Source organism: Desulfotomaculum sp. OF05-3 (genome assembly GCF_003435535.1).
In the GTDB taxonomy this organism is placed as follows: domain Bacteria; phylum Bacillota; class Clostridia; order Lachnospirales; family Lachnospiraceae; genus Pilosibacter; species Pilosibacter fragilis.
Genome location: NZ_QWGO01000022.1, coordinates 1 through 26761 on the forward strand (window position 1 = coordinate 1; position 26761 = coordinate 26761).

General features: G+C 50.3%; 32 protein-coding genes and 3 pseudogenes. All 35 read left to right on the forward strand.

What is annotated here, in order from left to right:
* Positions 1 to 285 precede the first annotated feature (285 nt).
* The 35 genes and pseudogenes from DXA87_RS11750 (at position 286) to DXA87_RS11915 (ending at position 26735) form a co-directional block, all read left to right on the forward strand.
* Positions 286 to 1107 carry a ParA family protein gene (locus DXA87_RS11750; RefSeq protein ID WP_002569249.1) on the forward strand — a complete coding sequence of 274 codons (822 nt, stop codon included), beginning with the start codon at positions 286 to 288 and terminating at the stop codon, positions 1105 to 1107.
* Positions 1064 to 1993: a ParB/RepB/Spo0J family partition protein gene (locus DXA87_RS11755; RefSeq protein ID WP_006059569.1), complete on the forward strand. Its 930-nt coding sequence runs from the start codon at positions 1064 to 1066 to the stop codon at positions 1991 to 1993. The genes DXA87_RS11750 and DXA87_RS11755 overlap by 44 nt, the downstream gene beginning before the upstream one ends.
* An 11-nt stretch (positions 1994 to 2004) precedes the next feature.
* On the forward strand, positions 2005 to 2277 hold the full coding sequence (locus DXA87_RS11760) for a DUF5720 family protein (RefSeq protein ID WP_007862445.1): 273 nt from the start codon (positions 2005 to 2007) through the stop codon (positions 2275 to 2277).
* A gap of 28 nt (positions 2278 to 2305) precedes the next feature.
* Positions 2306 to 2494, forward strand: a complete 189-nt coding sequence (locus DXA87_RS11765) for a hypothetical protein (protein WP_006059571.1) — start codon at positions 2306 to 2308, stop codon at positions 2492 to 2494.
* Positions 2495 to 2561: 67 nt separating this feature from the next.
* Positions 2562 to 3440 (forward strand): DUF6017 domain-containing protein, encoded by an 879-nt coding sequence (locus DXA87_RS11770; RefSeq protein ID WP_006059572.1) that lies wholly within the window; start codon positions 2562 to 2564, stop codon positions 3438 to 3440.
* Between the two features lie 36 nt (positions 3441 to 3476).
* Positions 3477 to 4244 (forward strand): phage antirepressor KilAC domain-containing protein, encoded by a 768-nt coding sequence (locus DXA87_RS11775; protein ID WP_002589066.1) that lies wholly within the window; start codon positions 3477 to 3479, stop codon positions 4242 to 4244.
* A 23-nt stretch (positions 4245 to 4267) separates the two neighbouring features.
* Positions 4268 to 4579 (forward strand): DUF5720 family protein, encoded by a 312-nt coding sequence (locus DXA87_RS11780; protein ID WP_008723307.1) that lies wholly within the window; start codon positions 4268 to 4270, stop codon positions 4577 to 4579.
* Between the two features lie 100 nt (positions 4580 to 4679).
* Positions 4680 to 5180 (forward strand): PcfB family protein, encoded by a 501-nt coding sequence (locus DXA87_RS11785; RefSeq protein ID WP_008723309.1) that lies wholly within the window; start codon positions 4680 to 4682, stop codon positions 5178 to 5180.
* A pseudogene (locus tag DXA87_RS18730) lies at positions 5177 to 6196 on the forward strand (type IV secretory system conjugative DNA transfer family protein); the annotation flags it as partial. The gene DXA87_RS11785 and the pseudogene DXA87_RS18730, both read left to right, overlap by 4 nt.
* Positions 6197 to 6283: 87 nt before the next feature.
* Positions 6284 to 8161, forward strand: a complete 1878-nt coding sequence (locus DXA87_RS18735; protein ID WP_348982225.1) for a DUF4368 domain-containing protein — start codon at positions 6284 to 6286, stop codon at positions 8159 to 8161.
* A 4-nt stretch (positions 8162 to 8165) separates the two neighbouring features.
* Positions 8166 to 8543: a TnpV protein gene (locus DXA87_RS11795; protein WP_021630767.1), complete on the forward strand. Its 378-nt coding sequence runs from the start codon at positions 8166 to 8168 to the stop codon at positions 8541 to 8543.
* Positions 8544 to 8556: 13 nt separating this feature from the next.
* Entirely contained in the window at positions 8557 to 8841 is a 285-nt protein-coding gene (locus DXA87_RS11800; protein WP_021630766.1) for a DUF6809 family protein, read from the forward strand.
* 131 nt (positions 8842 to 8972) lie between these two features.
* Positions 8973 to 10505, forward strand: coding sequence for a hypothetical protein (locus DXA87_RS11805; protein ID WP_015573038.1), 1533 nt, complete (start codon positions 8973 to 8975; stop codon positions 10503 to 10505).
* Between the two features lie 269 nt (positions 10506 to 10774).
* Positions 10775 to 11299, forward strand: coding sequence for a hypothetical protein (locus tag DXA87_RS11810; protein WP_117504523.1), 525 nt, complete (start codon positions 10775 to 10777; stop codon positions 11297 to 11299).
* Between the two features lie 128 nt (positions 11300 to 11427).
* Positions 11428 to 11787, forward strand: a complete 360-nt coding sequence (locus DXA87_RS11815) for a DUF3847 domain-containing protein (protein WP_117504525.1) — start codon at positions 11428 to 11430, stop codon at positions 11785 to 11787.
* On the forward strand, positions 11753 to 13249 hold the full coding sequence (mobQ, locus tag DXA87_RS11820) for a MobQ family relaxase (protein ID WP_117504527.1): 1497 nt from the start codon (positions 11753 to 11755) through the stop codon (positions 13247 to 13249). Before DXA87_RS11815 ends, mobQ begins: the two co-directional genes overlap by 35 nt.
* Positions 13246 to 15117: an AAA family ATPase gene (locus DXA87_RS11825; RefSeq protein WP_117504529.1), complete on the forward strand. Its 1872-nt coding sequence runs from the start codon at positions 13246 to 13248 to the stop codon at positions 15115 to 15117. Before mobQ ends, DXA87_RS11825 begins: the two co-directional genes overlap by 4 nt.
* A gap of 142 nt (positions 15118 to 15259) precedes the next feature.
* Positions 15260 to 15430, forward strand: coding sequence for a transposon-encoded TnpW family protein (locus DXA87_RS11830; protein WP_117504531.1), 171 nt, complete (start codon positions 15260 to 15262; stop codon positions 15428 to 15430).
* A gap of 41 nt (positions 15431 to 15471) precedes the next feature.
* A pseudogene (locus DXA87_RS11835) lies at positions 15472 to 16287 on the forward strand (VirD4-like conjugal transfer protein, CD1115 family); the annotation flags it as partial.
* Between the two features lie 219 nt (positions 16288 to 16506).
* Positions 16507 to 16635 (forward strand): annotated as a pseudogene (locus tag DXA87_RS11840) (Maff2 family protein); the annotation flags it as partial.
* A 179-nt stretch (positions 16636 to 16814) separates the two neighbouring features.
* Complete coding sequence (locus DXA87_RS11845) at positions 16815 to 17174, forward strand: PadR family transcriptional regulator (RefSeq protein ID WP_024738885.1); 360 nt, start codon at positions 16815 to 16817, stop codon at positions 17172 to 17174.
* Positions 17171 to 17629, forward strand: a complete 459-nt coding sequence (locus DXA87_RS11850; RefSeq protein WP_024738886.1) for a DUF1700 domain-containing protein — start codon at positions 17171 to 17173, stop codon at positions 17627 to 17629. The genes DXA87_RS11845 and DXA87_RS11850 overlap by 4 nt, the downstream gene beginning before the upstream one ends.
* Positions 17630 to 17632: 3 nt before the next feature.
* Positions 17633 to 18076, forward strand: a complete 444-nt coding sequence (locus DXA87_RS11855) for a hypothetical protein (protein ID WP_024738887.1) — start codon at positions 17633 to 17635, stop codon at positions 18074 to 18076.
* Positions 18077 to 18241: 165 nt separating this feature from the next.
* On the forward strand, positions 18242 to 18664 hold the full coding sequence (locus tag DXA87_RS11860) for a sigma-70 family RNA polymerase sigma factor (RefSeq protein ID WP_117504533.1): 423 nt from the start codon (positions 18242 to 18244) through the stop codon (positions 18662 to 18664).
* Positions 18657 to 18854 (forward strand): helix-turn-helix domain-containing protein, encoded by a 198-nt coding sequence (locus tag DXA87_RS11865; protein ID WP_024738889.1) that lies wholly within the window; start codon positions 18657 to 18659, stop codon positions 18852 to 18854. Before DXA87_RS11860 ends, DXA87_RS11865 begins: the two co-directional genes overlap by 8 nt.
* Positions 18855 to 18934: 80 nt before the next feature.
* Positions 18935 to 19132: a hypothetical protein gene (locus DXA87_RS11870; RefSeq protein ID WP_024738890.1), complete on the forward strand. Its 198-nt coding sequence runs from the start codon at positions 18935 to 18937 to the stop codon at positions 19130 to 19132.
* Positions 19133 to 19728: 596 nt separating this feature from the next.
* Entirely contained in the window at positions 19729 to 20127 is a 399-nt protein-coding gene (mobC, locus tag DXA87_RS11875) for a plasmid mobilization relaxosome protein MobC (protein ID WP_117504535.1), read from the forward strand.
* A complete protein-coding gene (locus DXA87_RS11880; RefSeq protein ID WP_117504537.1) occupies positions 20099 to 21826 on the forward strand; it encodes a relaxase/mobilization nuclease domain-containing protein in 1728 nt (575 codons plus the stop codon). The genes mobC and DXA87_RS11880 overlap by 29 nt, the downstream gene beginning before the upstream one ends.
* Positions 21816 to 22202 carry a cysteine-rich VLP domain-containing protein gene (locus tag DXA87_RS11885; protein WP_117504539.1) on the forward strand — a complete coding sequence of 129 codons (387 nt, stop codon included), beginning with the start codon at positions 21816 to 21818 and terminating at the stop codon, positions 22200 to 22202. Before DXA87_RS11880 ends, DXA87_RS11885 begins: the two co-directional genes overlap by 11 nt.
* Positions 22203 to 22314: 112 nt before the next feature.
* Positions 22315 to 23073: a phage replisome organizer N-terminal domain-containing protein gene (locus DXA87_RS11890; protein WP_021659606.1), complete on the forward strand. Its 759-nt coding sequence runs from the start codon at positions 22315 to 22317 to the stop codon at positions 23071 to 23073.
* Complete coding sequence (locus DXA87_RS11895; RefSeq protein ID WP_117504541.1) at positions 23070 to 23912, forward strand: ATP-binding protein; 843 nt, start codon at positions 23070 to 23072, stop codon at positions 23910 to 23912. Before DXA87_RS11890 ends, DXA87_RS11895 begins: the two co-directional genes overlap by 4 nt.
* 14 nt (positions 23913 to 23926) lie before the next feature.
* Positions 23927 to 24115 carry a transposon-encoded TnpW family protein gene (locus tag DXA87_RS11900; protein ID WP_117504543.1) on the forward strand — a complete coding sequence of 63 codons (189 nt, stop codon included), beginning with the start codon at positions 23927 to 23929 and terminating at the stop codon, positions 24113 to 24115.
* 111 nt (positions 24116 to 24226) lie between these two features.
* Complete coding sequence (locus DXA87_RS11905; protein WP_117504545.1) at positions 24227 to 25846, forward strand: recombinase family protein; 1620 nt, start codon at positions 24227 to 24229, stop codon at positions 25844 to 25846.
* Between the two features lie 279 nt (positions 25847 to 26125).
* On the forward strand, positions 26126 to 26398 hold the full coding sequence (locus DXA87_RS11910) for a helix-turn-helix domain-containing protein (protein WP_002584334.1): 273 nt from the start codon (positions 26126 to 26128) through the stop codon (positions 26396 to 26398).
* Positions 26358 to 26735: a TnpV protein gene (locus DXA87_RS11915; RefSeq protein ID WP_002584333.1), complete on the forward strand. Its 378-nt coding sequence runs from the start codon at positions 26358 to 26360 to the stop codon at positions 26733 to 26735. Before DXA87_RS11910 ends, DXA87_RS11915 begins: the two co-directional genes overlap by 41 nt.
* Positions 26736 to 26761: the final 26 nt, after the last annotated feature.

The window sequence follows — 26761 nt, forward strand, 5'->3', positions numbered from 1 at the left end:
GCCACAAGTGTTACAAAAAAGCTTGACCACAACACAAAAACAAAGGATTTTAGCCCCCTATTGTTTGCACTCTGTTTGCAAAGGCGCGAAATTTGGCGTTAGCCAAAAGTTCAATTCCCGTCGAGACTTAATTATATTCATGGTATCGTGGACATAGTTTACCATACATAGAGGTTCATTACAAGAGGTATTGAGCCAGTGAAAGTGCCTGTTTTATCTTTCTCAGGAAAGGTAAAGCAGGCACTTTTTTTCATATCTAAACTTAGAAAGAAATGAGGTGAAATCATGAATACACAGATTATTGCCATAGCCAACCAAAAAGGTGGTGTCGGCAAAACAACCACTTGTGCCAATCTTGGAATTGGTCTGGCGCAGTCCGGGAAGAAAGTCCTTCTGATTGACGGAGACCCACAGGGAAGCCTGACCATCAGCTTGGGCAATCCTCAGCCTGATAAGCTGCCCTTTACACTGTCAGACGCTATGGGCCGTATTTTGATGGATGAACCAATTCGTCCCGGCGAGGGTATCCTGCACCACCCTGAGGGCGTAGACCTGATGCCTGCGGACATCCAGCTATCTGGTATGGAGGTATCTCTGGTAAACGCTATGAGCCGAGAAACCATTCTGCGACAATATCTGGACACGCTGAAGGGGCAATACTCCCATATCCTTATTGATTGCCAGCCCTCCCTGGGTATGCTTACGGTCAATGCACTGGCTGCCGCTAATAGGGTTATAATCCCCGTCCAGGCAGAGTATCTTCCAGCTAAAGGTTTGGAGCAGCTTTTGCAAACTATCAATAAGGTTCGCAGACAAATCAATCCCAAGCTGCAAATTGATGGGATTCTGCTGACGATGGTAGACAGCCGAACCAATTTTGCCAAAGAAATCTCCGCTCTTCTGCGCGAAACCTATGGCAGTAAGATCAAGGTGTTTACATCAGAAATTCCTCATTCTGTCAGGGCTAAAGAAATCAGTGCTGAAGGAAAAAGCATTTATGCCCATGATCCTAATGGCAAAGTGGCTGAGGGCTACAAAAATCTGACGAAGGAGGTATTGAAACTTGAAAAGCAGCGCGAAAAAAATAGAGCTGGCCTCAGTAGATGACCTGTTTTCTACAGAAGAAAGTCGGCAAGACGAGCAACTGGAAAAAATTCAGGAAATTCCCCTATCTGAACTGCATCCGTTCAAGGATCACCCCTTCAAGGTCAAGGATGATGATGCAATGATAGAAACCGCAGACAGCATCAAAAAGTATGGTGTGTTGGTTCCTGCGATTGCCAGACCACTGCCTGATGGCGGTTATGAGCTGGTAGCCGGTCACAGACGCCGCAGAGCCAGCGAATTGGCCGGAAAAGAAACCATGCCTGTCATTGTGCGCGACTTGGATGACGATGCTGCCACAATTATTATGGTTGACAGCAATTTGCAGCGAGAAAATCTGCTCCCCAGTGAAAGGGCTTTTGCCTACAAAATGAAGCTGGAAGCCATTAAACATCAAGGAGCAAGAACAGACCTGACTTCTGTTCAAGTTGAACAGAAGTTGAGCGCCAGAGACCAGGTGGCAAAAGAAGCCGGTGAACGAAGCGGTATCCAGGTAATGCGATATGTTCGTTTGACTGAACTGATTCCAGAGCTTTTGGATATGGTGGATGAAAAGAAAATCGCATTTAACCCAGCCTATGAACTCTCTTTTTTGAAACCGGACGAACAGCAAATGCTGGTGGAAACAATGGACTATGAGCAGGCTACCCCTTCTCTCTCTCAGGCTCAGCGAATGAAAAAGTTCAGCCAGGAAGGGAAATTGTCAGAAGATGTGATGCTTGCCATCATGTCAGAGGAAAAAAAGGGTGATCTGGATAAAGTGACCTTGAGCAGCGATACCTTGCGAAAGTATTTCCCCAAAAGCTATACACCGGCCAAAATGCAGGAAACCATTATTAAACTGCTGGAACAATGGCAGAAAAAACGCCAACGAGATCAGGAACGATGAAGGGAGAGCCTATGAAAGATATTGCAGCAAGGGAACTGAAAGGCCACAACATTCTTGCAGTGGAGCGATTTTGGGACAGCACTTTCTGGATGATTGAGTTTACTGTCTTGCGCCCTACTGCTTATGGAGAACCTGGTGACGAAATGAGGCTTTTTCTCACAGAGGACGGGTATCAGTCAGCTCTGCAAAGCCAGCAGCGTCGAGAAATCAAAATTAAGAGATATGCCCATGTTATTGAGGGGCATATCCTCGACTTCAAGCCTAAAAAACACCGTCGTTCATAACCGATACAACGAAAGGAAAGGAATGAATATGTGTACTGTAAGAGAAATCCGAGAAGCTATTCAAGAAGATTGCCGCTCACAGCGTGATATGGAATCCACCGAGATTGACCGTGTTTTTCAAACCTTACCATTTTCTCAGGAAAGGGATCTGTTTGATAAACCACCAATGCCAAAACGCCCCTACCGACGCAAGAAAAAAGATACAGACAGACCCTAACCGCTGCCACAATTCTTTTATGAATTGCGGCTTTTTTCATACCTGAGAAATGAAAGGAGTGAAGTAAATGGCTGTTTTTCGTGTAGAACGCACTGGCGATTACACGGTTATGAGCAATTTTCATCTAAAAGACAAACGACTTTCTTTGAAGGCAAAGGGTCTCTTGTCGCAAATGTTATCTCTGCCTGATGACTGGGATTATACGCTGTCAGGACTCAGCTATATCAATCGAGAAAGCAAAGATGCAATCCGCTCTGCTGTCAATGAGCTTGAAACAGCCGGATACATTCGGCGCAGACAGACAACTGATGCTTCTGGTAAATTCGCAGCCAATGAGTATACCATTTTTGAGCGTCCCATCGAGGGAGAACCGATGTTGGATAAGCCGTTGTCGGAAAACCCGATAACGGTAAACCCGTCAGCGGTAAATCCGTTACCGGAAAATCCAACACAATTAAATACTAAGAAATCAAATACCCAAAAACAAAATACTCATGGATCAAATACCGATTCCATTCCCTTCCGGGAAACAGCGGCGGTAATACCGCCGGAACGGAAAGGAAGGGATGCGATGTCTGTCACAGAGATAGAAAATTATCGGGAATTGATTTTGGAGAATATCGAGTATGATTGTCTGAAGCAGCGTTATCCTCTCTACCTGGATGACCTGAATGAGATCGTAGAGCTGTTGGTAGAAACGGTCTGTGCCAAACGAAAGACCACCCGGATCTCTGGTGCGGACTTTCCTCATGAAATTGTACGCTCCCGCTTTTTGAAGCTGGACAGCTCTCACATCGAGTTTGTCATGGACTGTCTGCAAAAGAACACCACCCAGGTACACAACATCAAGCAGTACCTGCTTGCAGTGCTGTTCAACGCTCCTACCACCATGAATAACCACTACACTTCACTGGTAAATCACGATATGCACGCAGGCGGCTGGTAATCAGCCGCTTTTGTATTACACCAAAGGAGGCACAGCATGAATCAGATTGAAATTTTCAATAGTCCAGAGTTCGGAAGCATTCGCACTTTGGAACAGAATGGCAAAGTATTATTTTGCGGTACAGATGTGGCAACAGCGCTGGGATATACCAATCCACGCAAAGCCGTCCGCGACCATACCAGGGGTGGAACGAAATGTTCCATAGGGGTCCAGACTGGGAAAAAGGCAGATGGAAGCCCCGCGGTACAAATGGTCGAAATGCTCTTTATCCCCGAAGGTGATCTATATCGTCTGATCGCCCATAGTAAACTGCCGTCAGCGGAACGGTTTGAACAATGGGTGTTTGATGAAGTTCTACCTGCCATTCGCAAGCACGGAGCCTATCTCACAAAAGAGAAGTTGTGGGAGATAGCCACTTCTCCGGAAGCTCTGATAAAGCTCTGCTCCGAGCTGCTTGCTGAGCGGGAAGAAAATGCGTCGCTACGAGAGGAAAATGCCCTGCTGGAGAGTAAGGCAGCCTTTTATGATTTGTTCATCGACCTCAATCACAGTACCAACCTCCGCACCACCGCCAAAGAGTTGCTTGTCCCGGAGCGTCGGTTTGTCCGTTTCCTTCTGGAAAAGCGTTTTGTGTACCGCACCGCATCCGGTAATGTACTGCCCTATGCAAAGCCAGCCAATGAAGGACTGTTTTGTGTCAAAGACTACTGCAATCACGGGCATATCGGCTCCTATACGCTGATAACCCCGCAAGGCAAACTCTACTTTGCTCAGCTGAGAGACATGATTTTGATGGTTGTATGAGAGTGGGAAAGGAAGTGAGTTTTATGCCAGAAGGCAAAACAATCGGTCAGCTGATGGAAGAAATGCGCCAGAAAGCTGGAGCGCAGAACTATCACGGCCATGACTACATGGATCTCCAGCGATTTGCTGAGAACACCCGGCACATGATTATTTTTGATGTGCTGACGCATGACTCCCCGGTGGGCTGGAAAGGTGAACGAACCCGCCTGTTTTTGTCAGATAAGGGCTATGAAAAAGCTCTGGACAGTCAGGCAAAGGGACAGATCAAGATTCTCAGTCATGCAAAGGTCAGAAATGGAGATTTGCTCTATGACCGTTCTGAGCAAATTCGTTGAGGGCGGTTCGATGAAGAAATACCTTCTCCGGCGGCTGGTGGTCCCGCCTTAGAAATAAATGCACCACCCCTGCACATTTTGTGGAAAGGAGGCGATGAAAATGCAGGAAGAAGTGGAAAACAGGACTTTAACGCTGGTTGTCAGCGGAACAAAGTTCACCGGCAGGCTGCTCAAAGCCGCCATCAGCAAGTACCTTGCCCACCGCAAGGAAAAGAAGCTGCAAAAGCAGAGAAGCCGTGACGCGCCTGTGAAGCCCCAGGGCAAGCAGACGGTGAAACAGCTGATTGGTCAAAACCAAGGGGTTTCCAACATCGAGATCACCGACCCCTCCATCAAGGAGTTTGAGAAGATCGCCCGGAAATACGGCGTGGACTATGCGGTGAAGAAGGACCGCAGCAGCTCCCCACCCAAGTACCTGATCTTTTTCAAGGGTCGGGACGCGGATGCCCTGACCGCTGCTTTTACCGAGTACACCGGGAAAAAGGTCAGAAAGGCGGAGAAATCCGAGCGCCCGTCCGTGCTGGCAAAGCTGAGCCAGTTCAAAGAACTGGTAAAACACGCCGTCGTGGACCGGAACAAGCGGAAGGAGCTGGAACGATGAAAAAGCAGCTGAACATCAAAAAGCTCATTTTGCTGAATCTGCCGTATATCCTGATGGGGCTTTTCTCCACCAACTTCGGTGAAGCGTGGCGGATGGCCGTGGGTGCGGACGCTTCGGCAAAAATGCTCTCGTTCTTCTCCACGCTGCCGGTGGCGCTGGCCAGCTGGTGGCCCAGCCTGCACCCGCTGGACCTGCTGGTGGGCCTGTGCTGCTGCGGCGGCCTGCGGCTGGCTGTGTACCTGAAAAGCAAGAACGCCAAGAAGTACAGGCACGGCATGGAATACGGTTCCGCCCGGTGGGGAACCCATGAGGACATTACACCCTACATCGACCCGGTATTCCAGAACAATGTGATTCTGACGAAAACGGAGAGCCTGACAATGAACAGCCGCCCCAAGGACCCAAAGACCGCCAGAAACAAAAATGTGCTGGTGATTGGCGGCTCCGGTTCCGGTAAGACCCGCTTCTGGCTCAAACCGAATCTGATGCAGATGCACAGTTCCTATGTGGTCACAGACCCGAAGGGAACCATTTTGGTGGAGTGCGGAAAAATGCTCCAAAGGGGCGCACCCAAGCTGGGGAAAGACGGAAAGCCTATGAAGGATAAGCACGGCAAGGTCATTTATGAGCCGTACCGAATCAAGGTCCTAAATACCATTAACTTCAAGAAGTCCATGCACTATAACCCTTTCGCCTATATCCATAGCGAAAAGGACATCTTGAAGCTGGTAACAACGCTGATCGCCAATACCAAAGGCGAAGGCAAGGCCGGAGACGATTTCTGGGTAAAAGCAGAAACCTTGTTGTACTGCGCGCTTATTGGCTATATCCATTATGAGGCTCCGGTGGAGGAACAAAACTTCTCCACCCTCATTGAGTTCATCAACGCCATGGAAGTCCGTGAGGATGACGAGGAGTTCAAAAACCCCGTAGACCTGATGTTTGATGCACTGGAAGCCGAGAAGCCAAACCACTTTGCGGTGCGCCAGTATAAGAAATATAAGCTGGCCGCCGGTGTTGTATGCTCTAAAAGACTTCTTAATCAAGCGGTTGGGAAGTCTCTTAGAACACACAACCTAAAACCGAAGAAAGGAGCGCAAGTTATGAGAAAAAACGAGAAAATCACAGCTCTGTACGAACGATTGAGCCGTGATGACTTGGGCAAAGATGATGACCAACAGCGTGAGAGCAATTCCATTTCCAATCAAAAAGCTATGTTGGAGGAGTTCGCCGCACGGCAGGGCTTTACAAACATTGTCCATTTCACGGACGATGGCATTAGCGGCACCTGCTTTGACCGTCCCGGATTTTTGGCAATGATGAGAGAGGTTGAAGCCGGGAATGTGGAGTATCTGTGTATCAAGGACATGAGCCGCATGGGTCGTGACTATCTGAAAGTCGGTCAGATTATGGAAATCCTGCGTCAGCGTGGCGTTCGCCTTATCGCCATCAATGACGGCGTGGACAGTGCCAGAGGTGATGATGATTTTACCCCTTTCCGCAACATTATGAACGAGTATTACGCCAGAGATACCAGCCGTAAAATCCGTTCCACTTTCCAGTCCAAAGGCAAGTCCGGCAAGCACCTTACAGGCACGGTCATTTACGGCTATCTCTGGAACGAAGCCAGAGACCAATGGTTGGTTGACCCCGAAGCCGCCGAGATGGTCAAGCGCATCTTTGCCATGACGATTGACGGCTACGGTCCGTATCAGATCGCCAGCAAGCTGAAAGAAGAAAAAGTCCTCATTCCGTCCGCTTACCTTGCCCGGCACGGCGAGGGCGTGAACAAAAATAAGACCTTCAAAGATGTGTACGGCTGGGGTTCTTCCACCATCTGCAACATTCTTGAAAAGCGTGAATATCTGGGACACACCATCAACTTCAAGACCCGAAAGCACTTCAAGGACAAGAAAAGCCATTATGTCCCGGAGGACGAATGGACGATTTTCGAGAATACCCATGAAGCTATCATTGACCAGCAGACCTTTGACCTTGTGCAGAAAATCCGTGGGAATGTCAGACGCTACCCAGACGGCTGGGGCGAAGCGGCTCCCCTCACGGGCTTGCTCTATTGCGCCGATTGCGGTGGCAAGATGTATGTCCACCGCACCAACAACGGCAAGCGTATTTCTCAATATACCTGTTCCCAATACAGCAAAGTCCCAGTTGGAAAGCTCTGCACGACACAGCACCGTATCAATGAAGATGTGGTACTGTCCCTTGTCTCTGAAATGCTGAAAGCCATTGCCGAGTATGCGAAGCATGACCGAGCCGAGTTTGTCCGTGTGGTGCAGGAAGCGCAGTCCAGCCAGCAGACGGCAGAGGTCAAGAAACAGCGGACACGCCTTGCCACCGCAAAGCAGAGAGTTTCCGAGCTGGAAGTCCTGCTCTGCAAAATCTATGAGGACAACATTTTAGGAAAGCTGTCCGACAGCAGATACGCCACTCTGGACGCTCAATACGAAAAGGAACAGTCCGAGCTTACCGTTGAAATCTCCGATCTGGAAAAGGCTATCAAGAGCTACGAGAAGCACGAAAAGGACGCTGACCGTTTTATCGCTCTGATTGACAAGTATGAGAACTTCGACAAGCTGACCATTGCCATGCTCAATGAGTTTATTGAGAAAATCCTTGTGCATGAGCGTGACCGCAAGGGCAGTATTCAGACCACACAGGAGGTCGAGATTTACTTCAATTTCGTGGGTCGTTTCGTTCCCCCTGCGTTTGGCGAAGTGGAGCTTACCCCGGAGGAATTAGAGGAAATCCGCAAGCGTGAGGAACGCAAGGACAGGCTCCACCAGAACTACTTGAAGCGGAAAGCCAATGGTAAACAGAAAGAGTATGAGGAGCGCACGAAAGCCAAGAAAAAAGCGGAGATTGAAGCCAGAAAACAGGCAATCCGCACCGAGGATATTGCCAGAGGGGTATTTATCCCGGTGAGCAGTTTGCCGCAGCTGGGACCGAGAAAGGGAGCGTGATTTTATGAAAGAGTTGAAACCGAGAATCCATGAGAACGGTATGGACTATGTGTTGGTGGGCGACTACTATGTGCCGGACTTGAAGCTGCCGGAGGAACGCCGACCTATTGGGCATTGGGGACGCTTGCACCAGTCCTATCTGAAATTGCACCGTCCCATGCTTTACAACGAGCTAATTTTGTCCGGCAGCCTCCACACCGTCGTTGCCGATCTGAACGAGCAGGCGGCAGACAGGCTGGACTTGATTATCCGGCAGATGATGAAAGCCGAGGGCGTGACCGAAGCCATGAAAGCGGAAAATCAGATGTTATGGGTGCAGTCAATGAACTCCATCCGCTGCCGGGCAGAGGAAATCATCAAGACGGAACTAATCTACTGTTGAGAGAGGTAAAGCTATGATTTTGGAAGCCATGTATAATGGGGAGTTTTATCCCTGCGAGACAGTTGTACCTACATCACCGGAATACCGAAAGGCAGTCATAGCTTGTGAAAAGCTCATGGAGCAGTTGTCCCAGCGGCTCAGCAAAGAGGACTATGAGCTGGTGCAGGAACTCCGGGCGCAGACAGCAATCGCCCAATGTGAAGAAAGTGAAAGTCACTTCAAGTATGGCTTTTCCGCTGGGCTGATGTTCAGCAGGAAGCCCATGAACAAGTGCAGCAGAAGAAAGAAAAATGGATGAAGAAAGCCGCCTGAGCAGAAAGAAACTGTTCGGGCGGTTTCAGCATTCGCCAGTAGATTTATTCACACTCTTGTGATAAAATTTACTACAATCAAGAGCGTGATAGCACTAATTTTATGGGGGGATGCTTAATGAATAGAATTTTGAAAAAATTTTTACAGCGGGGTGTCGATTTAAGTCCTGTGGGAGTTGAACTCCGTGAGGATAATACAAATTATTTTTGTACCCCAAAAGGGGCATCGGTTTTTGGATGGGCAGGGATAGATGGTATCCACTTCTGTTTCATTCGTGGATTTGGAGAGATGGTTTTCTCTGTCAGCCCCATGAATACTTCTCCTGATTATGTTCATCCAGTAGCTGAAAATTTTACCGACTTTCTGCGGCTTATACTGGCTTGTGGTGATGTGGCGGCAGTGGAACAAGCGTGGATGTGGAACGAAGCACAGTTTGAAGCCTTTCTCAATGAAAACCCTACAACCCAGGAACAACAGCAAACTTTATCGGAAATTTCAGAGAAGATGAATTTGTTGCCTATGGAACAACCGTGGACATATATCAAAAACCTGCAATCTTCCTTTGATTACAGTCAGATTAAATACACAGAAGATTATTACGATAATGATATGACTTCAGAAGCAGAATTGGTTGCCCCTGAATGGAAGGTCTACTTTGATGGAGATTTCTGGGGACATCGAGGTAAAGACCGTGCCGGAAAAGAGATCAAGCTGGATAAACAATTCGATTGGGCTGGATATCATTGGGTAATTCCGGCAGCTTATTCATGTAGCAAAGGACTTGTCGTTGATTTTTGTATGCGAGTTGATTCAGAAAGCATCCGTGACTTCATGAAAAAATGGAATCTGGACTGGGAAAATGACTCATGTGAAAATTTTACCCGTGAGCAACAGATGCAGATGGAATGGGAAAACCCACTTTGTTTTAACTTCAAACCTTGCTTGAAGTTAAACGAGAAAATATTACAGACAACCCATGGCTGCGCTGTGAGCTTTAATCCTTGTCTGCCAGATGGCGTTATCAATGAGTTGGAAGCAAAATGGGCAATCGACCATTATGGGCTGGATAGTACTTATGGCTGGGTCATATGCAGAGACGTATTTCCTTGGGGAACCAAGCATCACCCTGAAATCAATAAACTTTTTCTTACAATGGAGCAGCAACCAGGACAAGTTCCAGGCTCACATTTCAAAGTTCACGCACCCGGAGATTCATTTATGTTTTCCCATCCTGTTAGCGGAATAACCCATACACTGACCGTGCAGGAAATAGAACAGCAGACAGTTCCTCAAAATAGTTTTGGTTCTGATCGCTGGATTTATCCGACACATTATATTGCCATGAGTTATACACTTACCCCTGAACCGATGGAGAACATTTCGGTTTTTGATTGTGATGAAGGCGATAGACCGATAGAAGTTACACCAGACGATCATTCGTTCCGTCCAGTTGGCAGTAGTTCCTGTTTTGTTGTTGGTGTTATTGGTGGTGCAGATGGTCCGACAGCAGTTATATATGGAACAAATTCACAAGAAAAACTTCATGCTGCTTGTTCTGCTCTGCACTTTGAACCGGTTGGTGATGATGTCGAGTGGCGTATCGTGTTCAATGTTACGCAGTTTGACAAAGAAACATTCCCAATTATCTAAAAATACCCTTAGAACTCTAAGGGCGCACTTCTATACTCTCCTATCGGGAGTATCGTGCGTCCTGCGGAGCTTCATTCTCCGTCAGCAGAAGAAAACTGCATGACCGAGAATGTTGCGTCACTTCGTTCCGTCAAGGTGGCTACACCCCCTTGCGCCGCTAAAGCGGCTATCCCCTGTGGACTTGCCGTCCGCAAACGGTTTTGACAAACCGTTCGCCGCCAGCAAGTTTGAAAATCAAGAATCTTAATTTGATAAAGGAGTGTGATTCTATGAAAAAGAAATTACCCATAATCCTCTTGGGTGTTATTTTGGCTTGTGTGTTGGTTTTCGGTTTCCTTTATGCAAACAATGACATTGGTAAAACCGCAAACAGTTTAGAAGCAGACATTCGCCAATCTCAAAAAATTTTGGATGATTGGATTGTTGATGGAAGCATTTCCGACACAATGGCTGCATTTATTTCTTACCCACAGGACAAGACAGACCACACTTTTTCTGTCTATGTAAATCGCCCTGGCTTGTCTTTTGGATATTTCTTCCGTAGTGGTGGAGATATAGTTGAGGTTGATGATTACATTGCAGAGTTTGTTGTTGAGGGAAATAACGAAAGGGCATTTATCTCAATGAATACCCAAAATATTGTTCGACTTGAAGTAGATGATGGCAACGGCATTCAGGTGATTGATATTGATAGTGGCAAGCCTTTCGCCATTGTCCTGCCCCTCAATGTAGGAAACATCTGTTTCTATGATACGAATGGAAATGTTGTGGAATATCTTCGCCAACAACTTTGACCAACTTCAATTTACCGAACTGAACACAACAACTGAATACCGAAAAACTGACCGTTGACTGGTCGCAATCTGCGAAAAGTTGACGGTCTTTTTTTATCCCCAAAATCAAAAATAGGAGGTCAATCACAATGACAAAACCGAAAACCCTTGACCAGCTCCGAGCCGAAAAGGAACGGGCCGAGACGCAGCTTGCACAGGAACAGCACAAGCTCAACCGTCTTGAGAACAGAAAGAAATATCTGGAGAAAGGCGAAAGGCAGAAACGCACCCATCGTCTTTGCAATCTGGGCGGCACGATTGAGAGCCTTGCCCCGGAGGTCAAAGATCTCACACGCACCGAAATGACAGAGCTGATGGAACAAATCTTTTCTTTGTCCGAAGTCCAGCGAGCCGTCCGTCACATGGCGATTACCCACATCAGCCAAGCAAACAGAGAAAAGGAGTTGAAAGCCGATGGCACTATTTCATCTGAGCGTCACGCAGACTAAGCGAAGCGCAGGACAGTCCGCTATTGCTTCTGCCGCCTACCGTGCCGGGGAGCGATTGTATAGCGAGTATTACGGCGAATACAGCGACTACACCAGAAAGGGCGGCGTGATCTGCTCTGACATTCTCCTGCCGTCCCATGCACCGCCCGAATACGCAGACCGCCAGACCCTATGGAACGCCGTGGAAAAAGCCGAGCGTGGAAAGAACGCCCAGCTTGCATACAGCTTTGACATTGCCTTGCAGAATGAATTTTCCCTTGAGGAAAACATCGCTCTTGCAAGGCAATTTTTATTGGAGAACTTTGTGAGCCGGGGCATGGTGGTTGACTTCGCCGTACACCAGCCAGACCGGGAGGACGGCGGCATACCAAACCCGCATTTTCATGTGCTTTGCCCTATCCGCCCCATCGAGCAGGACGGCAAATGGGGGCTAAAGCAACGCCGGGTGTATGAGCTGGACGAGGACGGCAACCGTATCCGAGACCAGAACGGCGAGTTTGTTTTCAATGCCGTTCCCACTACCGACTGGGGCAGTCCCGAAACGCTGGAACATTGGCGTGAAGCATGGGCGGAACTATGCAACGCCAAGTTTGCAGAGAAAGGGCTTGATGTTCGCATCGACCACCGAAGCTATGAGCGTCAGGGCGTGGAGCTTCTTCCCACCGTCCATGAGGGCGCAACCGTCCGGGCGATGGAGAAGAAAGGCATACGCACCGAAAAGGGCGAGTTCAACCGCTGGATCAAGGCAACCAATGCCGTTATCCGGGACATCAAGAAGAAAATCGCTCTCCTGTTCGATTGGATTGCCGAAGCAAAAGCAGAGCTTGCCAAGCCGCAGGCCCCCGACCTTGTTTCTCTGCTGAACGCCTATTACACCCAGCGCAGAGCCGGGGCGTATTCGCAGAAAGGCAAGGTCAGCAATCTAAAGGAGATGAACGAGACTTTCAATTATCTCCGGGCAAACGGCATTTACTCCCTTGAAGATTTGGAAAGCCGTGTCAGCGAACACAGTGCTGCCACAGAGAGCTTGAAGAAAACGCTGGACGAACAGACCGCCCGAATGAAAGCAATTAAGCAGCTCTATGACAGCTCCGCTGCTTTCCAGAACTTGAAGCCTGTCTATGACGGCTTGCAGAAAATCAAGTTTGAGAAGCCCAGAGCCAAGTACAAGGCAGAGCATGAAGCGGAACTGATACAGTTCTACGCCGCCAGACGAAAGCTGACCGAGGAGTTCCCGGACGGCAAGGTGGATATGAAAAAGCTGTCCGACAAGTATGACGAGCTGGAACAGGCGCACGAAACCACCTATGGCGAGTTTAAGGCTGTCAGAGACGATTTGCACCGCCTTTGGAAGGTCAAGTCATGTGTAGATACTGCCGCCCGATTTAACGAGCGTACAGAGGAACAAAAGCTCCAAAATCGACCCCAAACACGACAGAAAAAGGAGGAACTATCCCGATGAATTACACCCAAGCACAGATTGACCGGGCAAATGCCGTCAGTCTGGAAGATTTTCTCCGCACACAGGGAGAGACACTGATAAAAAGCGGACGAGAATACCGCTGGAAAGAACATGACAGTCTGACCGTCCGGGGAAACAAGTGGTTTCGCCACAGCCAGAGCAGGGGCGGCTATCCCATTGATTTTGTCATAGAGTTTTACGGCAAGTCCTTTCCCGAAGCTATCCAGATGTTGACCGGAGAAAACGGTGAGGGACAGACTGAAGCCACCACAGCACCGCCCACAGCGTTCCACTTGCCCTTGCACAACCGAACAGCCGACAGAGCAATTCAATATCTTTGCGAAAGCCGAGGTCTCGACCCGAAACTGGTTGAGACTTTTCTTCTTTCCGGGGATATTTATGAGGACGCAAAGCGGCACAATGTTGTCTTTGTCGGCAGAGACCGAAACGGCACACCGAGATACGCCCATGTGCGAGGAACGGCAGACACATTCAGACAGGATATTACCGGGTCTGACAAGTCCTATCCGTTCCGCTATGAGGGAAACGGCAACCAGCTCTTTGTCTTTGAAGCGCCGATAGACCTTTTGTCCTTTATCTGCCTTTATCCGCAGGACTGGCAGACAAGGAGCTATCTTGCCCTGGGCGGCGTTTCTGGCAAAGCCCTTGACCGTTTTCTTTCTGAGCGCAAGGACACCCAAAAAGTGTTCCTCTGCCTTGACAGCGACACCGCAGGAAATGAAGCTTGTACCCGACTGGCACAGTCCATTCCCTGCGAGATCGCCGTCATTCGCCTTGTCCCGGCAAGGAAAGACTGGAACGATGTTCTCCGCCAGCAAGGGAATATTCCGAGCCGCAAATTCATAGCCGAGACAATCACGCTGCGAGAGCTGCCAACCGCCCAGCCTGTCCCAATGCTCCGTATGGCTGATGTGGAGCTGACGAGCGTGGAATGGCTATGGTTTCCCTATATCCCATTTGGAAAGCTGACAATTATCCAGGGCAATCCCGGCGAGGGCAAGACCTACTTTGCCATGCGCCTTGCGGCGGCTTGCACCAATCGAAAGCCTTTGCCCGGTATGGAGACACTTGAACCTTTCAATATCATCTATCAGACCGCCGAGGACGGTCTGGGTGATACCGTCAAGCCCCGACTGATAGAAGCAGACGCAGACCTTGAACGAGTGCTTGTCATTGACGATAGAGACACGCCGCTGACCCTTGCCGATGAACGCATAGCAAGGGCAATCCGGGAAAACAGCGCAAGGCTGGTTATCATCGATCCGGTACAGGCTTTTCTGGGTGCAGATGTGGACATGAACAGAGCAAACGAGGTGCGCCCGATATTCCGCAGTCTGGGAGACATTGCACAGGCTACCGGGTGCGCTATCGTGCTGATCGGACACCTCAACAAAGCCGCAGGAACGCAAAGCACCTACCGGGGATTAGGGTCTATCGACATTACGGCGGCAGTCCGCAGTCTGCTCTTTATCGGCAAGCTGAAGGACAGCCCCACAATGAGGGTGCTTATCCATGAGAAAAGCTCCCTTGCGCCGCCCGGACAGTCCCTTGCCTTTTCTCTGGGAGACGAGAAAGGTTTTGAGTGGATAGGAGCTTATGACATTACCGCTGACGAGCTTCTTGCTGGGACGGACTCCGGCAAGACCGAGAGTAAGACCGCACAGGCGCAAATGCTCATTCTGGAACTGCTTGCGGACGGAAAGCGTATGCCGAGCGCAGAGCTGGAAAAAGCGGTCAATGAGCGTGGGATTTCCTCACGCACCATGAGAACGGCAAAGAGCCGTATCGGGGACAGACTTGTGACCGAGAAAGACGGCACAGCATGGGTCTGCTATCTCCGAGACTGACAACGGGAACACGGCAAGCGTGGCAAAGACGGCAAAGGTTTTATAGATACCTTAATGTTGCCGCCTTGCCTTGTTCCCTCATACCGACACCGCCCGATGATGAACAGTCACCGGGCATTTTTCATTTACAGGAGGATTTTGAATGAACAATACCGCAACCCACAGCACCACCACCAACACCCCTTGCCCGACTGTCAGAAAGCAGATCGGCAAGACCACCTATATCGTCCGTGTCCATTTCAGCCAGACCGCAAAAGAGACGATGGAGGACAAAATCAAGCGTCTGCTCCGTGAGGAAGTCCTCAAAATGTGACTTCTTTGTGAATTTGATGAAAAAGTCCTTGACTTTTCGTCTCTGGAAAAACAGCCAAGTCGATTTTGATTTCCTGCGGCGCTCGCCTTGCCGTGTTCGACATTGCAGAGTTGCGTGAGGTCACGGCTTATGATGAGCTGGAGCTGGATACTCTGGGAGACAGGAAAACTGCCCTGTTCCTCATCATGAGTGACACTGATGACAGCTTTAATTTCCTTATATCCATGTGTTATACCCAGCTGTTTAACCTGCTCTGCGAAAAGGCCGACGATGTGTACGACGGCAGACTGCCGGTTCATGTGCGCTGTCTGATCGACGAGTGCGCCAACATTGGCCAGATACCCAAGTTGGAAAAGCTGGTGGCCACCATCCGAAGCCGTGAGATCTCCGCCTGTCTGGTGTTGCAGGCGCAGAGTCAGCTCAAGGCGATTTATAAGGATAACGCAGATACCATTATCGGAAACATGGATACTTCCATCTTTCTGGGCGGTAAGGAGCCGACCACTCTCAAGGAGCTGGCCGCCGTGCTGGGTAAGGAAACCATCGACACCTACAACACCGGAGAGAGCCGTGGGAGGGAAACATCCCATTCACTCAACTATCAAAAATTGGGGAAAGAGCTGATGAGCCAGGATGAGCTTGCTGTTATGGATGGCGGCAAGTGTATCCTCCAGCTGCGCGGTGTGCGTCCTTTCCTTTCGGATAAGTACGACATCACCAAGCACCCCAATTTCAAGTACACTGCCGACGCGGATGACAAGAACGCTTTTGATATTGAAGCATTCTTGTCCGCAAGGCTGAAACTCAAGCCCAATGAGGTCTGCGATGTATATGAAGTAGACACAAAGGGCGCTTAATTTCGTTCCGCTTTAGAAGGGAGTGATCTTATCTATTCGCCGCATCTGCCCTCTATGGGCCATTGGCGTACAAAGCGGACAATCGCGAGAAAAAATAATGAAAAAGGAGGACAGCCGGAATCATGCCCCCGGAAACCGGGCGGCAGATTGTTCCGGCTTTTGTATGCCTATGAAACATGACAAACCTATTTTTTAATCAGATTCCGGCTAACAAACTATATGGCATTTTTTGAACAGGCAATCACCGTTCTTCAGACCCTCGTTATCGCGCTCGGTGCCGGTCTCGGTATCTGGGGCGTTATCAACCTGCTGGAAGGTTACGGCAACGACAACCCCGGCGCCAATGCTCATGTGCCATAAAGTAACACACAAGAATTTGATAGACAGCAGCCCACTATTCCGTTATTACCTTACGCACACACCTTGTAACTTTTTCGTTAAGCCTATTGACTCTGATACCTCGGAAGAGATATAATATAGTTGCTACTTAGCGAACCTAAATAGCGAAACTAAAGAGAGGCGACGATATGAATAGCAAATATGTCCAGCAATTCAAAAAAGGCTCTCTGGAAATGATACTCTTATGCCTAATCGGACGCAAGGAAACTTATGGATATGAAATTATAACCGAATTGAACAATAGTGCGTCTGTTTTGGGATATGCGAAAGAGGGAACCATTTACCCCATTCTGTATCGTTTACAGGAAGCAGAACTAATCAAATGCCGATTGGCTCCGGCTGCGGCAAATGGCGGCTCAAAAAAGTATTATTCTTTAACGGATAAAGGCAGGAATGTACTTGATGAACTAATCTTATTTTGGTCAAGCTATGAAAACTGCGTAAACGGCTTTATAGAAAGTTATCAACAAGCGAGGGTGTCCAAATGAAAGAACAATATATCAAACAGGTTGAAAAGGAACTATCTTTACCACGCAAAATGAAAAAAGAGGTTGTGCGTGACTTGAATGAAGTTTTTGCGTCTGCTATGGAGCATGGAGAAACAGAGCAGCAGATTATCCAGCGTTTGGGGACGCCAAAAGAATTTGCAGACAGCACCGCAGAACAGTTTGGCATTGATAACACCAAATCGAAAAAAAGGAACGGTATCATTTCTACTCTTGCTGCGCTTGTTATCGCGGTTGCCGCCTTTTCGGTATATGCTGTTACGCAATCAGGAAAAGTACCAGAAGGAGCAATCGGACAAGCAGACGCGACAACAAATATACAGATTGAGGGCGCGTTTGCCTTTGATATTTCGCAAATCCTTTTGGCTATTGGGTTTGCAGCAACAGCTATTGCTGTTTTGTTAATTATCCGAACCATACACAAAAACAGGAGGTAACTAATGAAAAAGTATATTTCTGTATTCACAATCATGGTTATGATTTTTTTGGCTGCGTGTTCTAATCAAAATACATCATCTACACCGACAAGCAATGAGAACAATACGCAATCTAATAGTGTTACAAAATTGGACGAGGGTGTTTGGCCTGCGAATGAGTACACAGAGGGGCTTCCTGTTGCGCCTGGTACGGTTGCATGGGCTACACTTGATACAGAACATGAGAATTGCAATATCAACCTTACCGGCATTAGCGAAAACGACTATAACGAGTATATGGAGCTTTTGAACCAAGAAGGCTTTTCCGTAATTGAAAATGTGTCAGAGGAAATCGAGGGAGAAAACTATGTTTCTATCGGGACACTTTTATCAAACGACAAAAAGTGGTTAAGTATCAGCTACATACCCGATAGTCTAACTATCTACATTTCCTTTGACAATAACTGAAAGAGATAACGGAATAGCAAAGCCAGCCGAGCCAGTCAACGGTCAAGATGAACGGCGCATACGCGCCGCCGTTGACAGCCCCGCCCGCCTTTGCTGGCAGGCAATCAAGGGGCGACAGCAAGGAGTGCTGCCGCCCCGCACTATTATCAGAGAGGGGGAATTTCCATGACCGAAGATGAAGCCTATAAAGTCCATATCCAGTACACCTTTAATGCCTTTTGCAAGATTGTCATTCGTCACGCAGCCATAGATAAAATTTTGAATCTGCGCCGGAGGTGGGAACGGGAAGTTTCCCTTGACTATCTGATGAATGAGAAGTTTGTCCAGCTTGCCGAGCCGGAGCAGCTTGAAGAATATCTTTTTACCGCCTGCGACCAAACCGCCGTTTTGTATCATGCGGAACATGCCGCCGCCCTTGCCCGTTTGCCGGAGCAGACACAGGAAGAAATTTTCCGCTATTACTTCCTGCGCCAGCCGCAGCGAGTGATCGGCGTACATATCGGACGGACACGCAGCACAGCGGGGCGGCATATCCAGCTTGCTTTGAAACGGTTGCGGCGGCTCATGGAGGGGAAAGACTATGAGTAAACTTCTCCCCTATGAAACAATCGTCAAAGCGCATGAGGGCGACCCGGACGCGGTAAACGCCGTTCTTTCCCACTACGCCGGATATATCCGCTACTTTTCCAAAGTACGCGGGCAGGTCAACGCCGAGGTTGAGGAATATGTGAAACAACAGCTAATTGCCGCGCTATTCAAGTTCAGATTTGACCGATAAGCATAGACATTGCACTGTAGATATGGTAAAATCAGAGTAACCGCAAATTTGTCAGTTGCTATCTTGAAAGGAGCCGCACTATGGAAGAATTAAAAACTATTATGCAAAAATTTGTTGCATCCGGTTGGGATTTAATAGCTATTCCCGCGCAACAATGGTTAGACGGAAAATCTGATAAAGAATCTTTAATATCAGCAATTAAGCAGGCTGATGAGGAATGTGGAAGTTGCGGGTGTGAATTAGACCCACTGTATAAAAGAGCGTTGGAACTGCTTTAAGACACCGCAAAATCACTTTCAACATCATTTGCCTGATAGCCTTTTACTAAACTGAATACCAGCCGTCACCGGCGGCCAGCGAAAGCAGTAAGTCTGAAAAAGATTTGCTGCTTTTTTTGTTGTCCGTTTGGCAAAATCGCAAAGCCACCCGTAGTAGGTAGGTGAAGCCAGAAAAAGCTGCCTGCCCCGTTTGGCAAATTTCAAAACGCGGTGTTGTAGGGAGTGAAAGGAAAATTTCTCTGCCCCGCCGGTTGCCAAAATCCTGTTTCCCGGATTACTAAGGCAAAAGAAAATTTGAAAAATCCCCGTTCAGCGGGTAGCTGACGGCCTTTCAAATGTATCTTTGGCGAAAGGGAAAAAGACCGCGCACAGCGGGCTGAAAGCCCCGCCCCGTTCGCTCTATGTACGGAAAAGCCCGGACAGAGGCAGTCTGCGGCTTACTAAGAGCAAGTTTCTACCACGGTGCCAAAATCCGCAATTCTGCGGTTTTGCCCCTCGCGGGAAACTTGTTGGGGAGTGCCTTCCCCAAACCCTGCTTTGCGGCTTGCGCCGTTTATCCCCGCCGCGCTCATGCGGCAAGAAAGGAGGTCACGACCATGCGAAAGAAATACAACACACCCCACCGCAGCCGCGTTGTGAAAACCCGGCTGTCCGAAGATGAATACGCCGACTTCACAGCGCGGCTTGCGCCCTATGGTATCAGCCAGTCCGAATTTCTCCGGCAGGCGATACGGCGCACCACCATACGCCCCGTTATCCATGTGTCGGCGGTCAATGATGAACTGCTCTCCGCTGTCGGGAAGCTGGCCGCCGAGTACGGCAGGATCGGCGGCAACCTCAACCAGATAGCCCGGTATCTGAACGAGTACGGCGCACCCTACAACGCCCTCTCCGGCGAGGTACGCGCCGCCATAGCCGACCTTGCCGCCCTCAAGTATGAAGTCTTACAGAAAGTAGGTGACGCGGTTGGCAACACTCAAGCATATCAACTCTAAAAATGCCGACTACGGAGCCGCCGAACAATACCTGCTTTTTGAGCATGACGAGTTTACCATGAAGCCCGTCCTTGATGAAACCGGCAGGCTTATCCCCCGCGAGAACTACCGGCTGTCCACGCTGAACTGCGGCGGCGAGGATTTTGCCGTTGCCTGTATGCGGGCAAATCTCCGCTATGGGAAGAACCAGCGGCGGGAAGATGTGAAAAGCCATCACTATATCATCAGCTTTGACCCACGGGACGGGCCGGACAACGGCTTGACCGTAGACCGGGCACAGGAATTGGGCGAGAAGTTTTGCGCCCAGCATTTCCCCGGCCACCAAGCCCTTGTATGCACCCACCCGGACGGGCATAACCACAGCGGCAACATTCATGTGCATATCGTCATTAACAGCCTGCGGATTGAGGAAGTGCCGTTCCTGCCCTACATGGACAGGCCAGCCGACACGAAAGCCGGTTGCAAGCACCGCTGTACCGACGCGGCCTTGCGCTGCTTCAAGTCCGAAGTCATGGAAATGTGCCACCGGGAGGGGCTTTATCAAATCGACCTCTTGAACGGCAGCAAGAACCGCGTCACAGACCGGGAGTATTGGGCGCAGAAAAAGGGACAGGCCGCGCTGGACAAGCAGAACGCCCCCATGATTGCAGGCGGTATCACGCCCCGGCAGACCAAGTTTGAAACGAACAAGGAGAAGCTGCGGCAGACCATACGGAAAGCCCTTGCCACCGCCGCCAGCTTTGACGAGTTTTCTTCTCTGCTGCTGCGGGAGGGCGTGACCGTCAAGGAGAGCCGGGGGCGGCTGTCTTACCTTACGCCGGACAGGACGAAGCCCATTACTGCCCGGAAGCTGGGCGACGACTTTGACCGCGCCGCCGTCCTTGCCGTTTTGGAGCAGAACGCCGCCAGAGCCGCAGAAAAGGCCGCAGCCATACCCGAATACCCCCGGCAGGAGAAAACCGGCATACAGCCCGCAAAAGCCCCACAAACCGCCCCGAAACTCGTCGGCGCAAGCTCCATATCCTTCGCTTCCCCGCAAGCGGGAAAGCTCACTCATTCCGCTGCTTCTCCTCTCCCCACAAAGCCAGACGGCTTTGCGGGGGCCCCAAGTGTACAGCGGCTTGTGGACATTGAAAAGAAGCTGGCCGAGGGCAAAGGCCGGGGCTATGAACGCTGGGCGACCATGCACAACCTCAAACAAATGGCCGCGACGCTGAATGTGTATCAGGAACACGGCTTTACTTCCCCGGAGCAGTTAGAAGCCGCCGTTGATACCGCCTATCAGGAAATGCACCAGACCAGCGGCAAGCTGAAAACGCTGGAAACAAAGCTACAAGGGAAAAAGGAGTTGCAGCAACAGGTACTTGCCTATGCCAAGACCAGGCCCGCCCGCGACGGGCTGAAAGCGCAGAAATCCGAGAAAGCCCGCGCCGCCTACCGGCAGGCAAACGAGAGCGATTTTATCATAGCCGAAGCCGCCGCCCGGTATTTCAAGGCGCATGGCATTACCAAGCTGCCCGCCCGGAAAGCGTTGCAGGCCGAGATCGAGCAGCTTATCTCCGAGAAAGATGGCCTGTATAACACCTATCACGAACAGAAACAGCGGTTCAAGGAGTTGCAGACCGTCAAGCGGAACATCGACCAGATTTTGCGCCGGGAGGAACCCCACCGCAGAAAGGAGCAGAGCCATGAGCGATAACCTGCCCCGCATGGACTACCGCCAGCACCGGCGGGCGCGGCGGCTGGTGCATGAGTGCTGTAACTACGACGGGGGAAACTGCCTGCTGCTGGACGACGGGGAGCCTTGCGTGTGCGTCCAGAGCATTTCCCTTTCTCTCATGTGCCGCTGGTTCCGTGTGGCTGTCCTGCCCCTTGACGGGGAGCTGGCCGCAGCCCTTTTGTACCGGGGGAGCCGGAAACGGTGTGCGGTCTGCGGCGCGGCATTTGTCCCCAAATCCAACCGGGGGAAATACTGCCCCGACTGCGCCGCCAGAGTACGCCGACGCAAAGAAGCCGAGCGACAGCGCAAACGCTACCACCTTTCTACGCATTTAGGGGCTGTCAAACCCTTGTAAATCAAGGCTTTTTTGCCCGCCCTCAACGGGGGCTTGATACATTTATCCTTTTCCCCCGGAAACGGCGTTCTAAATGCGTACAAACGCCCCAAATCCACCCAAAGGAGGAACCATGTCAGACAACCGAAAATACTACTACCTCAAGCTGAAAGAGAATTACTTTGACGAGGACGCTATCGTACTGCTGGAAAGTATGCAGGACGGTATCCTCTATTCCAACATTCTCTTGAAACTGTACCTGAAATCGCTGAAAAACGGCGGGAAGTTGCAGCTTGATGAAAATATCCCCTACACCGCGCAGATGATTGCCACCATTACCCGCCAGCAAGTCGGCACCGTAGAACGAGCCTTGCAGATTTTTATGAAGCTGGGGCTTGTGGAGCCGCTGCCAAGCGGCGCGCTGTATATGAGCAACATCGAACTGCTGATCGGTCAATCCTCTACCGAGGGGGAGCGGAAACGGCGGGCAAGGCTGGCTTTGCAGGAGCAAAAAGCCTTGCCAAAGGCCGGGGCGGACAAATGTCCACCATATCAAGCGGACATTTGTCCACCAGAGATAGAGATAGAGAAAGAGATAGAGATAGAAAAAGAGAGAGAGCGAGAGTTAGATAAGGGACAGCCCGCCCGCGCCGCCTATGGCCGGTATGAAAATGTCTTTCTTTCGCAATCGGAACTGGACGGGCTGAAAGCAGACCTGCCCGACAAATGGAACTACTACATTGACCGGCTATCCTGCCATATCGCGTCCAGCGGCAAGCGATACCGCAGCCATGCCGCCACAATCTACAAATGGGCGCAGGAGGACGCAGCCAAGAAAGCCCCGAAAAAGGGCATACCAGACTACTCATGCAAGGAGGGCGAAAGTTTATGAAGAACGAAATCAACGCTGTTTTGGAGAATATGACGACTGCCACCCCGGAGCCGGAGGACTACACCGGCGAGGACGGTTTACTGTACTGCGGCAAGTGCCGCAAACCGAAAGAAGCCTATTTTGCGCCGGATAAGGCCGCTATCTTTGGCCGTGACCGCCACCCGGCAGAGTGCGACTGCCAGAGAGCCGCCCGCGAGGAACGGGAGGCCGCCGAGAAGCGGCGCAGGCACCTTGACACCGTGGAGGAACTGAAACGCCGGGGCTTTACCGACCCCACCATGCGGGACTGGACTTTTGAGAACGACAACGGCAGGAACCCGCAGGCCGGGATTGCCCGCCGGTATGTGGAGCATTGGGAGGATATGCGAGCCGACAATATCGGCTGCCTGTTCTGGGGCGGCGTGGGAACCGGGAAAAGCTACCTTGCGGGCTGTATCGCAAACGCCCTCATGGAGAAAGAAATCCCCGTCCAGATGACGAACTTTGCCCTTATCCTCAACGACCTTGCCGCCAGCTTTGAGAACCGCAACGAGTACATTTCCCGCCTTTGCCGCTATCCGCTGCTTATCATTGACGACTTCGGCATGGAGCGCGGCACCGAGTACGGATTGGAACAGGTTTTCAATGTGATTGACAGCCGTTACCGCAGCGGCAAGCCGCTGATCGTCACGACCAACCTCACGCTGGACGACCTGCGGAACCCGGAGGACACCGCCCATTCCCGGATTTATGACCGGCTGCTTTCCATGTGCGTCCCGGTACGCTTTACCGGCGACAACTTCCGGCAGGAAGCCGCGCAGCGGAAAATGGAGAGCATGAAGAAACTGATTACCGACTGAAAGGAGTATTGCCTATGACAGATAACAAGCAGCACGACACCCGCACCACCCGCCGCCCCGACTGCGTGACGGAAATCCGCATGGGCAATTCCGTCCTTGTCGTGTTCGGCTATTTCAAGAAAGATACCACGACCACCGCCGCCGACAAAATGGCGCGGGTACTGGAAGCGGAAGCCGCTGCTACACAAAAACCGGAAATTTGACAAATCATAAAGAAGCAGATTTTACACTTTTGCCGCTATACAGCCCCCGCTATTCCGTGGTACAATAAAGCTACGGAATAGTGGGGCTGGCTGTCGGAAACGGAGGATTTTATGTTAAGACAAGCCACCCAAAACCTCATTACCGCCCTTTATCCGAGATTGTCCCATGAGGACGAGTTGCAAGGCGAGAGCAATTCCATTTCCAACCAAAAGCGGATTTTGGAAACCTACGCCAAGCAGAACGGCTTTACCAATCTGCGCTGGTACACCGACGACGGCTTCTCCGGCGCAAACTTCCAGCGCCCCGGTTTTCAAGCCATGCTTGCAGACATTGAAGCCGGGAAAGTGGGTACGGTCATCGTCAAGGACATGAGCCGGTTAGGGCGAAACTACTTGCAGGTGGGATTTTACACGGAAATGCTGTTCCCTCAAAAGGGAGTGCGTTTTATCGCTGTCAACGACAATGTGGACAGCGCAAACGGCGGCATGGACAACGATTTTACCCCTCTGCGAAATCTGTTCAACGAATGGCTGGTGAGAGATACGAGCAAGAAAATCAAGGCAGTTAAAAGAGCAAAAGGCATGAGCGGCAAGCCCGTTACCAGCAAGCCGGTATATGGCTATCTCATGGACGAGGACGAGAACTATCTCGTTGACGAAGAAACCGCGCCGGTTGTCCAGCAGATATACCAGCTTTGCCTTGCCGGGAATGGCCCGACCAAGATTGCCCGTATGCTTACGGAGCAGCAAATCCCCACGCCGGGGACGCTGGAATACCGCAGGACGGGCAGCACACGACGCTACCACCCCGGCTATGAGTGCAAATGGGCGACGAACACCGTCGTTCATATCCTCGAAAACCGGGAGTACACCGGCTGTCTGGTAAACTTCAAGACGGAGAAGCCCTCTTACAAGGTCAAGCACAGTGTAGAGAACCCCGTGGAGAAGCAGGCTGTTTTTGAGAACCACCATGAGCCTATCATAGACCGGGAAACATGGGAGCGCGTGCAGGAGTTACGCAAGCAGCGCAAACGCCCGAACCGCTATGATGAAGTGGGACTGTTCTCCGGTATGCTGTTCTGCGCCGACTGCGGCCATGTGATGTACCAGCAGCGGTATCAGAACAAAAACCGCAAGCAGGACTGTTACATTTGCGGCAGCTACAAGAAGCGCACCCGCGACTGTACGGCGCACTTTATCCGCACCGACCTGTTGACCGCCGGTGTCCTCTCCAATCTCCGGCAAGTGACCGAGTATGCCGCCAAGCATGAGAGCCGCTTTGTGAAGCTGCTTATCCAGCAGAACGAGATCGGCGGCAAGAGAAAGACCGCCGCAGCCACCAAGCAGCTTGAACAGGCACAGGAGCGCATTGCCGAAGTGAGCCGCATTATCAAGCGGCTGTATGAGGACAATGTGAACGGCAAAATCAGCGACGAGCGTTTCATGGAACTGTCGGCAGACTATGAGCAGGAACAGCGGGAACTGAAAGACCGCGCCGCCGCTTTGCAGGCCGAACTGGACAAGTCGCAGGCCGCCACCGTCAACGCGGAAAAGTTTATGGGTATCGTCCGAAAGCACCTTGCCTTTGAGGAACTTACCCCCACCCTCTTGCGGGAGATGATTGAGAAAATCGTCGTGCATGAGTGCAGTTATGACGAGAACGGCACCCGCAGGCAGGACATTGAGATTTATTACAGCTTTGTCGGCAAGATTGACTTGCCCGAAGCCTAACGCCCGACCTATCCGACACAATGGCCAAGTGCCGGATAGGAACGGCAAAATTTTTTACACTTCTATTGCTTCTTTATCATACATCAATAAAGAGCCAGGGCATGAAGCAGTTCATGGCTAATTAAAGGGAACAAAAAGAAAGGAAAAGCCAATCCAGACGGTATCAGCGGCAGGCTACAAGAATAAATTGTGATTTCACAAGATTGGTGCTATAATAAGAGAAAAGTGCCTGCCGGGGCAGCCGCTCCGGTGGTATGGATAGAAAGGCAGGAAAACAATATGCACATCAGCTATAAACCACTCTGGCACACACTGTTAGAGCGTGATATGAGAAAAGAGGATTTAAGGCTTGCTGCTGGTATGACAACAAATATGATTGCCAACATGAGCAAAGAGGGAAAGCACATCAGCATGGATACATTAGCCCGTATCTGCGAAACGCTGAATTGTGAGATTACCGATGTGATTGAGTTAGTACCAGACGAGCCTGCTTCCACAGGAGGTAAGGAACATGAGCGAATTGAAACCAAGAATAAAAGAAAACGGAATTGATTATATCCTTGTTGGAGATTACTACATCCCGGACTTGAAGTTGCCGGAGGAACACCGCCCCATCGGAAAGTACGGACGGATGCACCGGGAATATTTAAGAGAAGTCTGCCCAGCCAGATTACACACATTGACCCTGACCGGGGAATTGTGGACATATCTTGCAGACCTGAACGAACAGGCACAGAAACGGTTAGACACCATCATGGAGCAGATGAAAGCTGCCGAGGGCGTGACCGAGGAATTGAAGCGTACCCGTCAAATGGAATGGGTGCAGCGTTGCAATAACATTCACAACCGGGCAGAAGAAATTGTTTTACATGAGATGATTTATTCATAACGGTATGGTAGAATGATTATTACAAA

Coding starts and splice junctions, on each gene's coding strand:
- DXA87_RS11915 (WP_002584333.1), top strand. CDS start 26,358: ATGAGCGAATTGAAACCAAGAATAAAAGAAAACGGAATTGATTATATC.
- DXA87_RS11830 (WP_117504531.1), top strand. CDS start 15,260: ATGAACAATACCGCAACCCACAGCACCACCACCAACACCCCTTGCCCG.
- DXA87_RS11900 (WP_117504543.1), top strand. CDS start 23,927: ATGACAGATAACAAGCAGCACGACACCCGCACCACCCGCCGCCCCGAC.
- DXA87_RS11770 (WP_006059572.1), top strand. CDS start 2,562: ATGGCTGTTTTTCGTGTAGAACGCACTGGCGATTACACGGTTATGAGC.
- DXA87_RS11800 (WP_021630766.1), top strand. CDS start 8,557: ATGATTTTGGAAGCCATGTATAATGGGGAGTTTTATCCCTGCGAGACA.
- DXA87_RS11845 (WP_024738885.1), top strand. CDS start 16,815: ATGAATAGCAAATATGTCCAGCAATTCAAAAAAGGCTCTCTGGAAATG.
- mobQ (WP_117504527.1), top strand. CDS start 11,753: ATGGCACTATTTCATCTGAGCGTCACGCAGACTAAGCGAAGCGCAGGA.
- DXA87_RS11910 (WP_002584334.1), top strand. CDS start 26,126: ATGCACATCAGCTATAAACCACTCTGGCACACACTGTTAGAGCGTGAT.
- DXA87_RS11885 (WP_117504539.1), top strand. CDS start 21,816: ATGAGCGATAACCTGCCCCGCATGGACTACCGCCAGCACCGGCGGGCG.
- DXA87_RS11815 (WP_117504525.1), top strand. CDS start 11,428: ATGACAAAACCGAAAACCCTTGACCAGCTCCGAGCCGAAAAGGAACGG.
- DXA87_RS11760 (WP_007862445.1), top strand. CDS start 2,005: ATGAAAGATATTGCAGCAAGGGAACTGAAAGGCCACAACATTCTTGCA.
- DXA87_RS11775 (WP_002589066.1), top strand. CDS start 3,477: ATGAATCAGATTGAAATTTTCAATAGTCCAGAGTTCGGAAGCATTCGC.
- DXA87_RS11795 (WP_021630767.1), top strand. CDS start 8,166: ATGAAAGAGTTGAAACCGAGAATCCATGAGAACGGTATGGACTATGTG.
- DXA87_RS11785 (WP_008723309.1), top strand. CDS start 4,680: ATGCAGGAAGAAGTGGAAAACAGGACTTTAACGCTGGTTGTCAGCGGA.
- DXA87_RS11850 (WP_024738886.1), top strand. CDS start 17,171: ATGAAAGAACAATATATCAAACAGGTTGAAAAGGAACTATCTTTACCA.
- DXA87_RS11855 (WP_024738887.1), top strand. CDS start 17,633: ATGAAAAAGTATATTTCTGTATTCACAATCATGGTTATGATTTTTTTG.
- DXA87_RS11865 (WP_024738889.1), top strand. CDS start 18,657: ATGAGTAAACTTCTCCCCTATGAAACAATCGTCAAAGCGCATGAGGGC.
- DXA87_RS11805 (WP_015573038.1), top strand. CDS start 8,973: ATGAATAGAATTTTGAAAAAATTTTTACAGCGGGGTGTCGATTTAAGT.
- DXA87_RS11870 (WP_024738890.1), top strand. CDS start 18,935: ATGGAAGAATTAAAAACTATTATGCAAAAATTTGTTGCATCCGGTTGG.
- DXA87_RS11765 (WP_006059571.1), top strand. CDS start 2,306: ATGTGTACTGTAAGAGAAATCCGAGAAGCTATTCAAGAAGATTGCCGC.
- DXA87_RS11905 (WP_117504545.1), top strand. CDS start 24,227: ATGTTAAGACAAGCCACCCAAAACCTCATTACCGCCCTTTATCCGAGA.
- DXA87_RS11810 (WP_117504523.1), top strand. CDS start 10,775: ATGAAAAAGAAATTACCCATAATCCTCTTGGGTGTTATTTTGGCTTGT.
- DXA87_RS11780 (WP_008723307.1), top strand. CDS start 4,268: ATGCCAGAAGGCAAAACAATCGGTCAGCTGATGGAAGAAATGCGCCAG.
- DXA87_RS11895 (WP_117504541.1), top strand. CDS start 23,070: ATGAAGAACGAAATCAACGCTGTTTTGGAGAATATGACGACTGCCACC.
- DXA87_RS11750 (WP_002569249.1), top strand. CDS start 286: ATGAATACACAGATTATTGCCATAGCCAACCAAAAAGGTGGTGTCGGC.
- DXA87_RS11860 (WP_117504533.1), top strand. CDS start 18,242: ATGACCGAAGATGAAGCCTATAAAGTCCATATCCAGTACACCTTTAAT.
- DXA87_RS11890 (WP_021659606.1), top strand. CDS start 22,315: ATGTCAGACAACCGAAAATACTACTACCTCAAGCTGAAAGAGAATTAC.
- DXA87_RS11825 (WP_117504529.1), top strand. CDS start 13,246: ATGAATTACACCCAAGCACAGATTGACCGGGCAAATGCCGTCAGTCTG.
- mobC (WP_117504535.1), top strand. CDS start 19,729: ATGCGAAAGAAATACAACACACCCCACCGCAGCCGCGTTGTGAAAACC.
- DXA87_RS18735 (WP_348982225.1), top strand. CDS start 6,284: ATGAGAAAAAACGAGAAAATCACAGCTCTGTACGAACGATTGAGCCGT.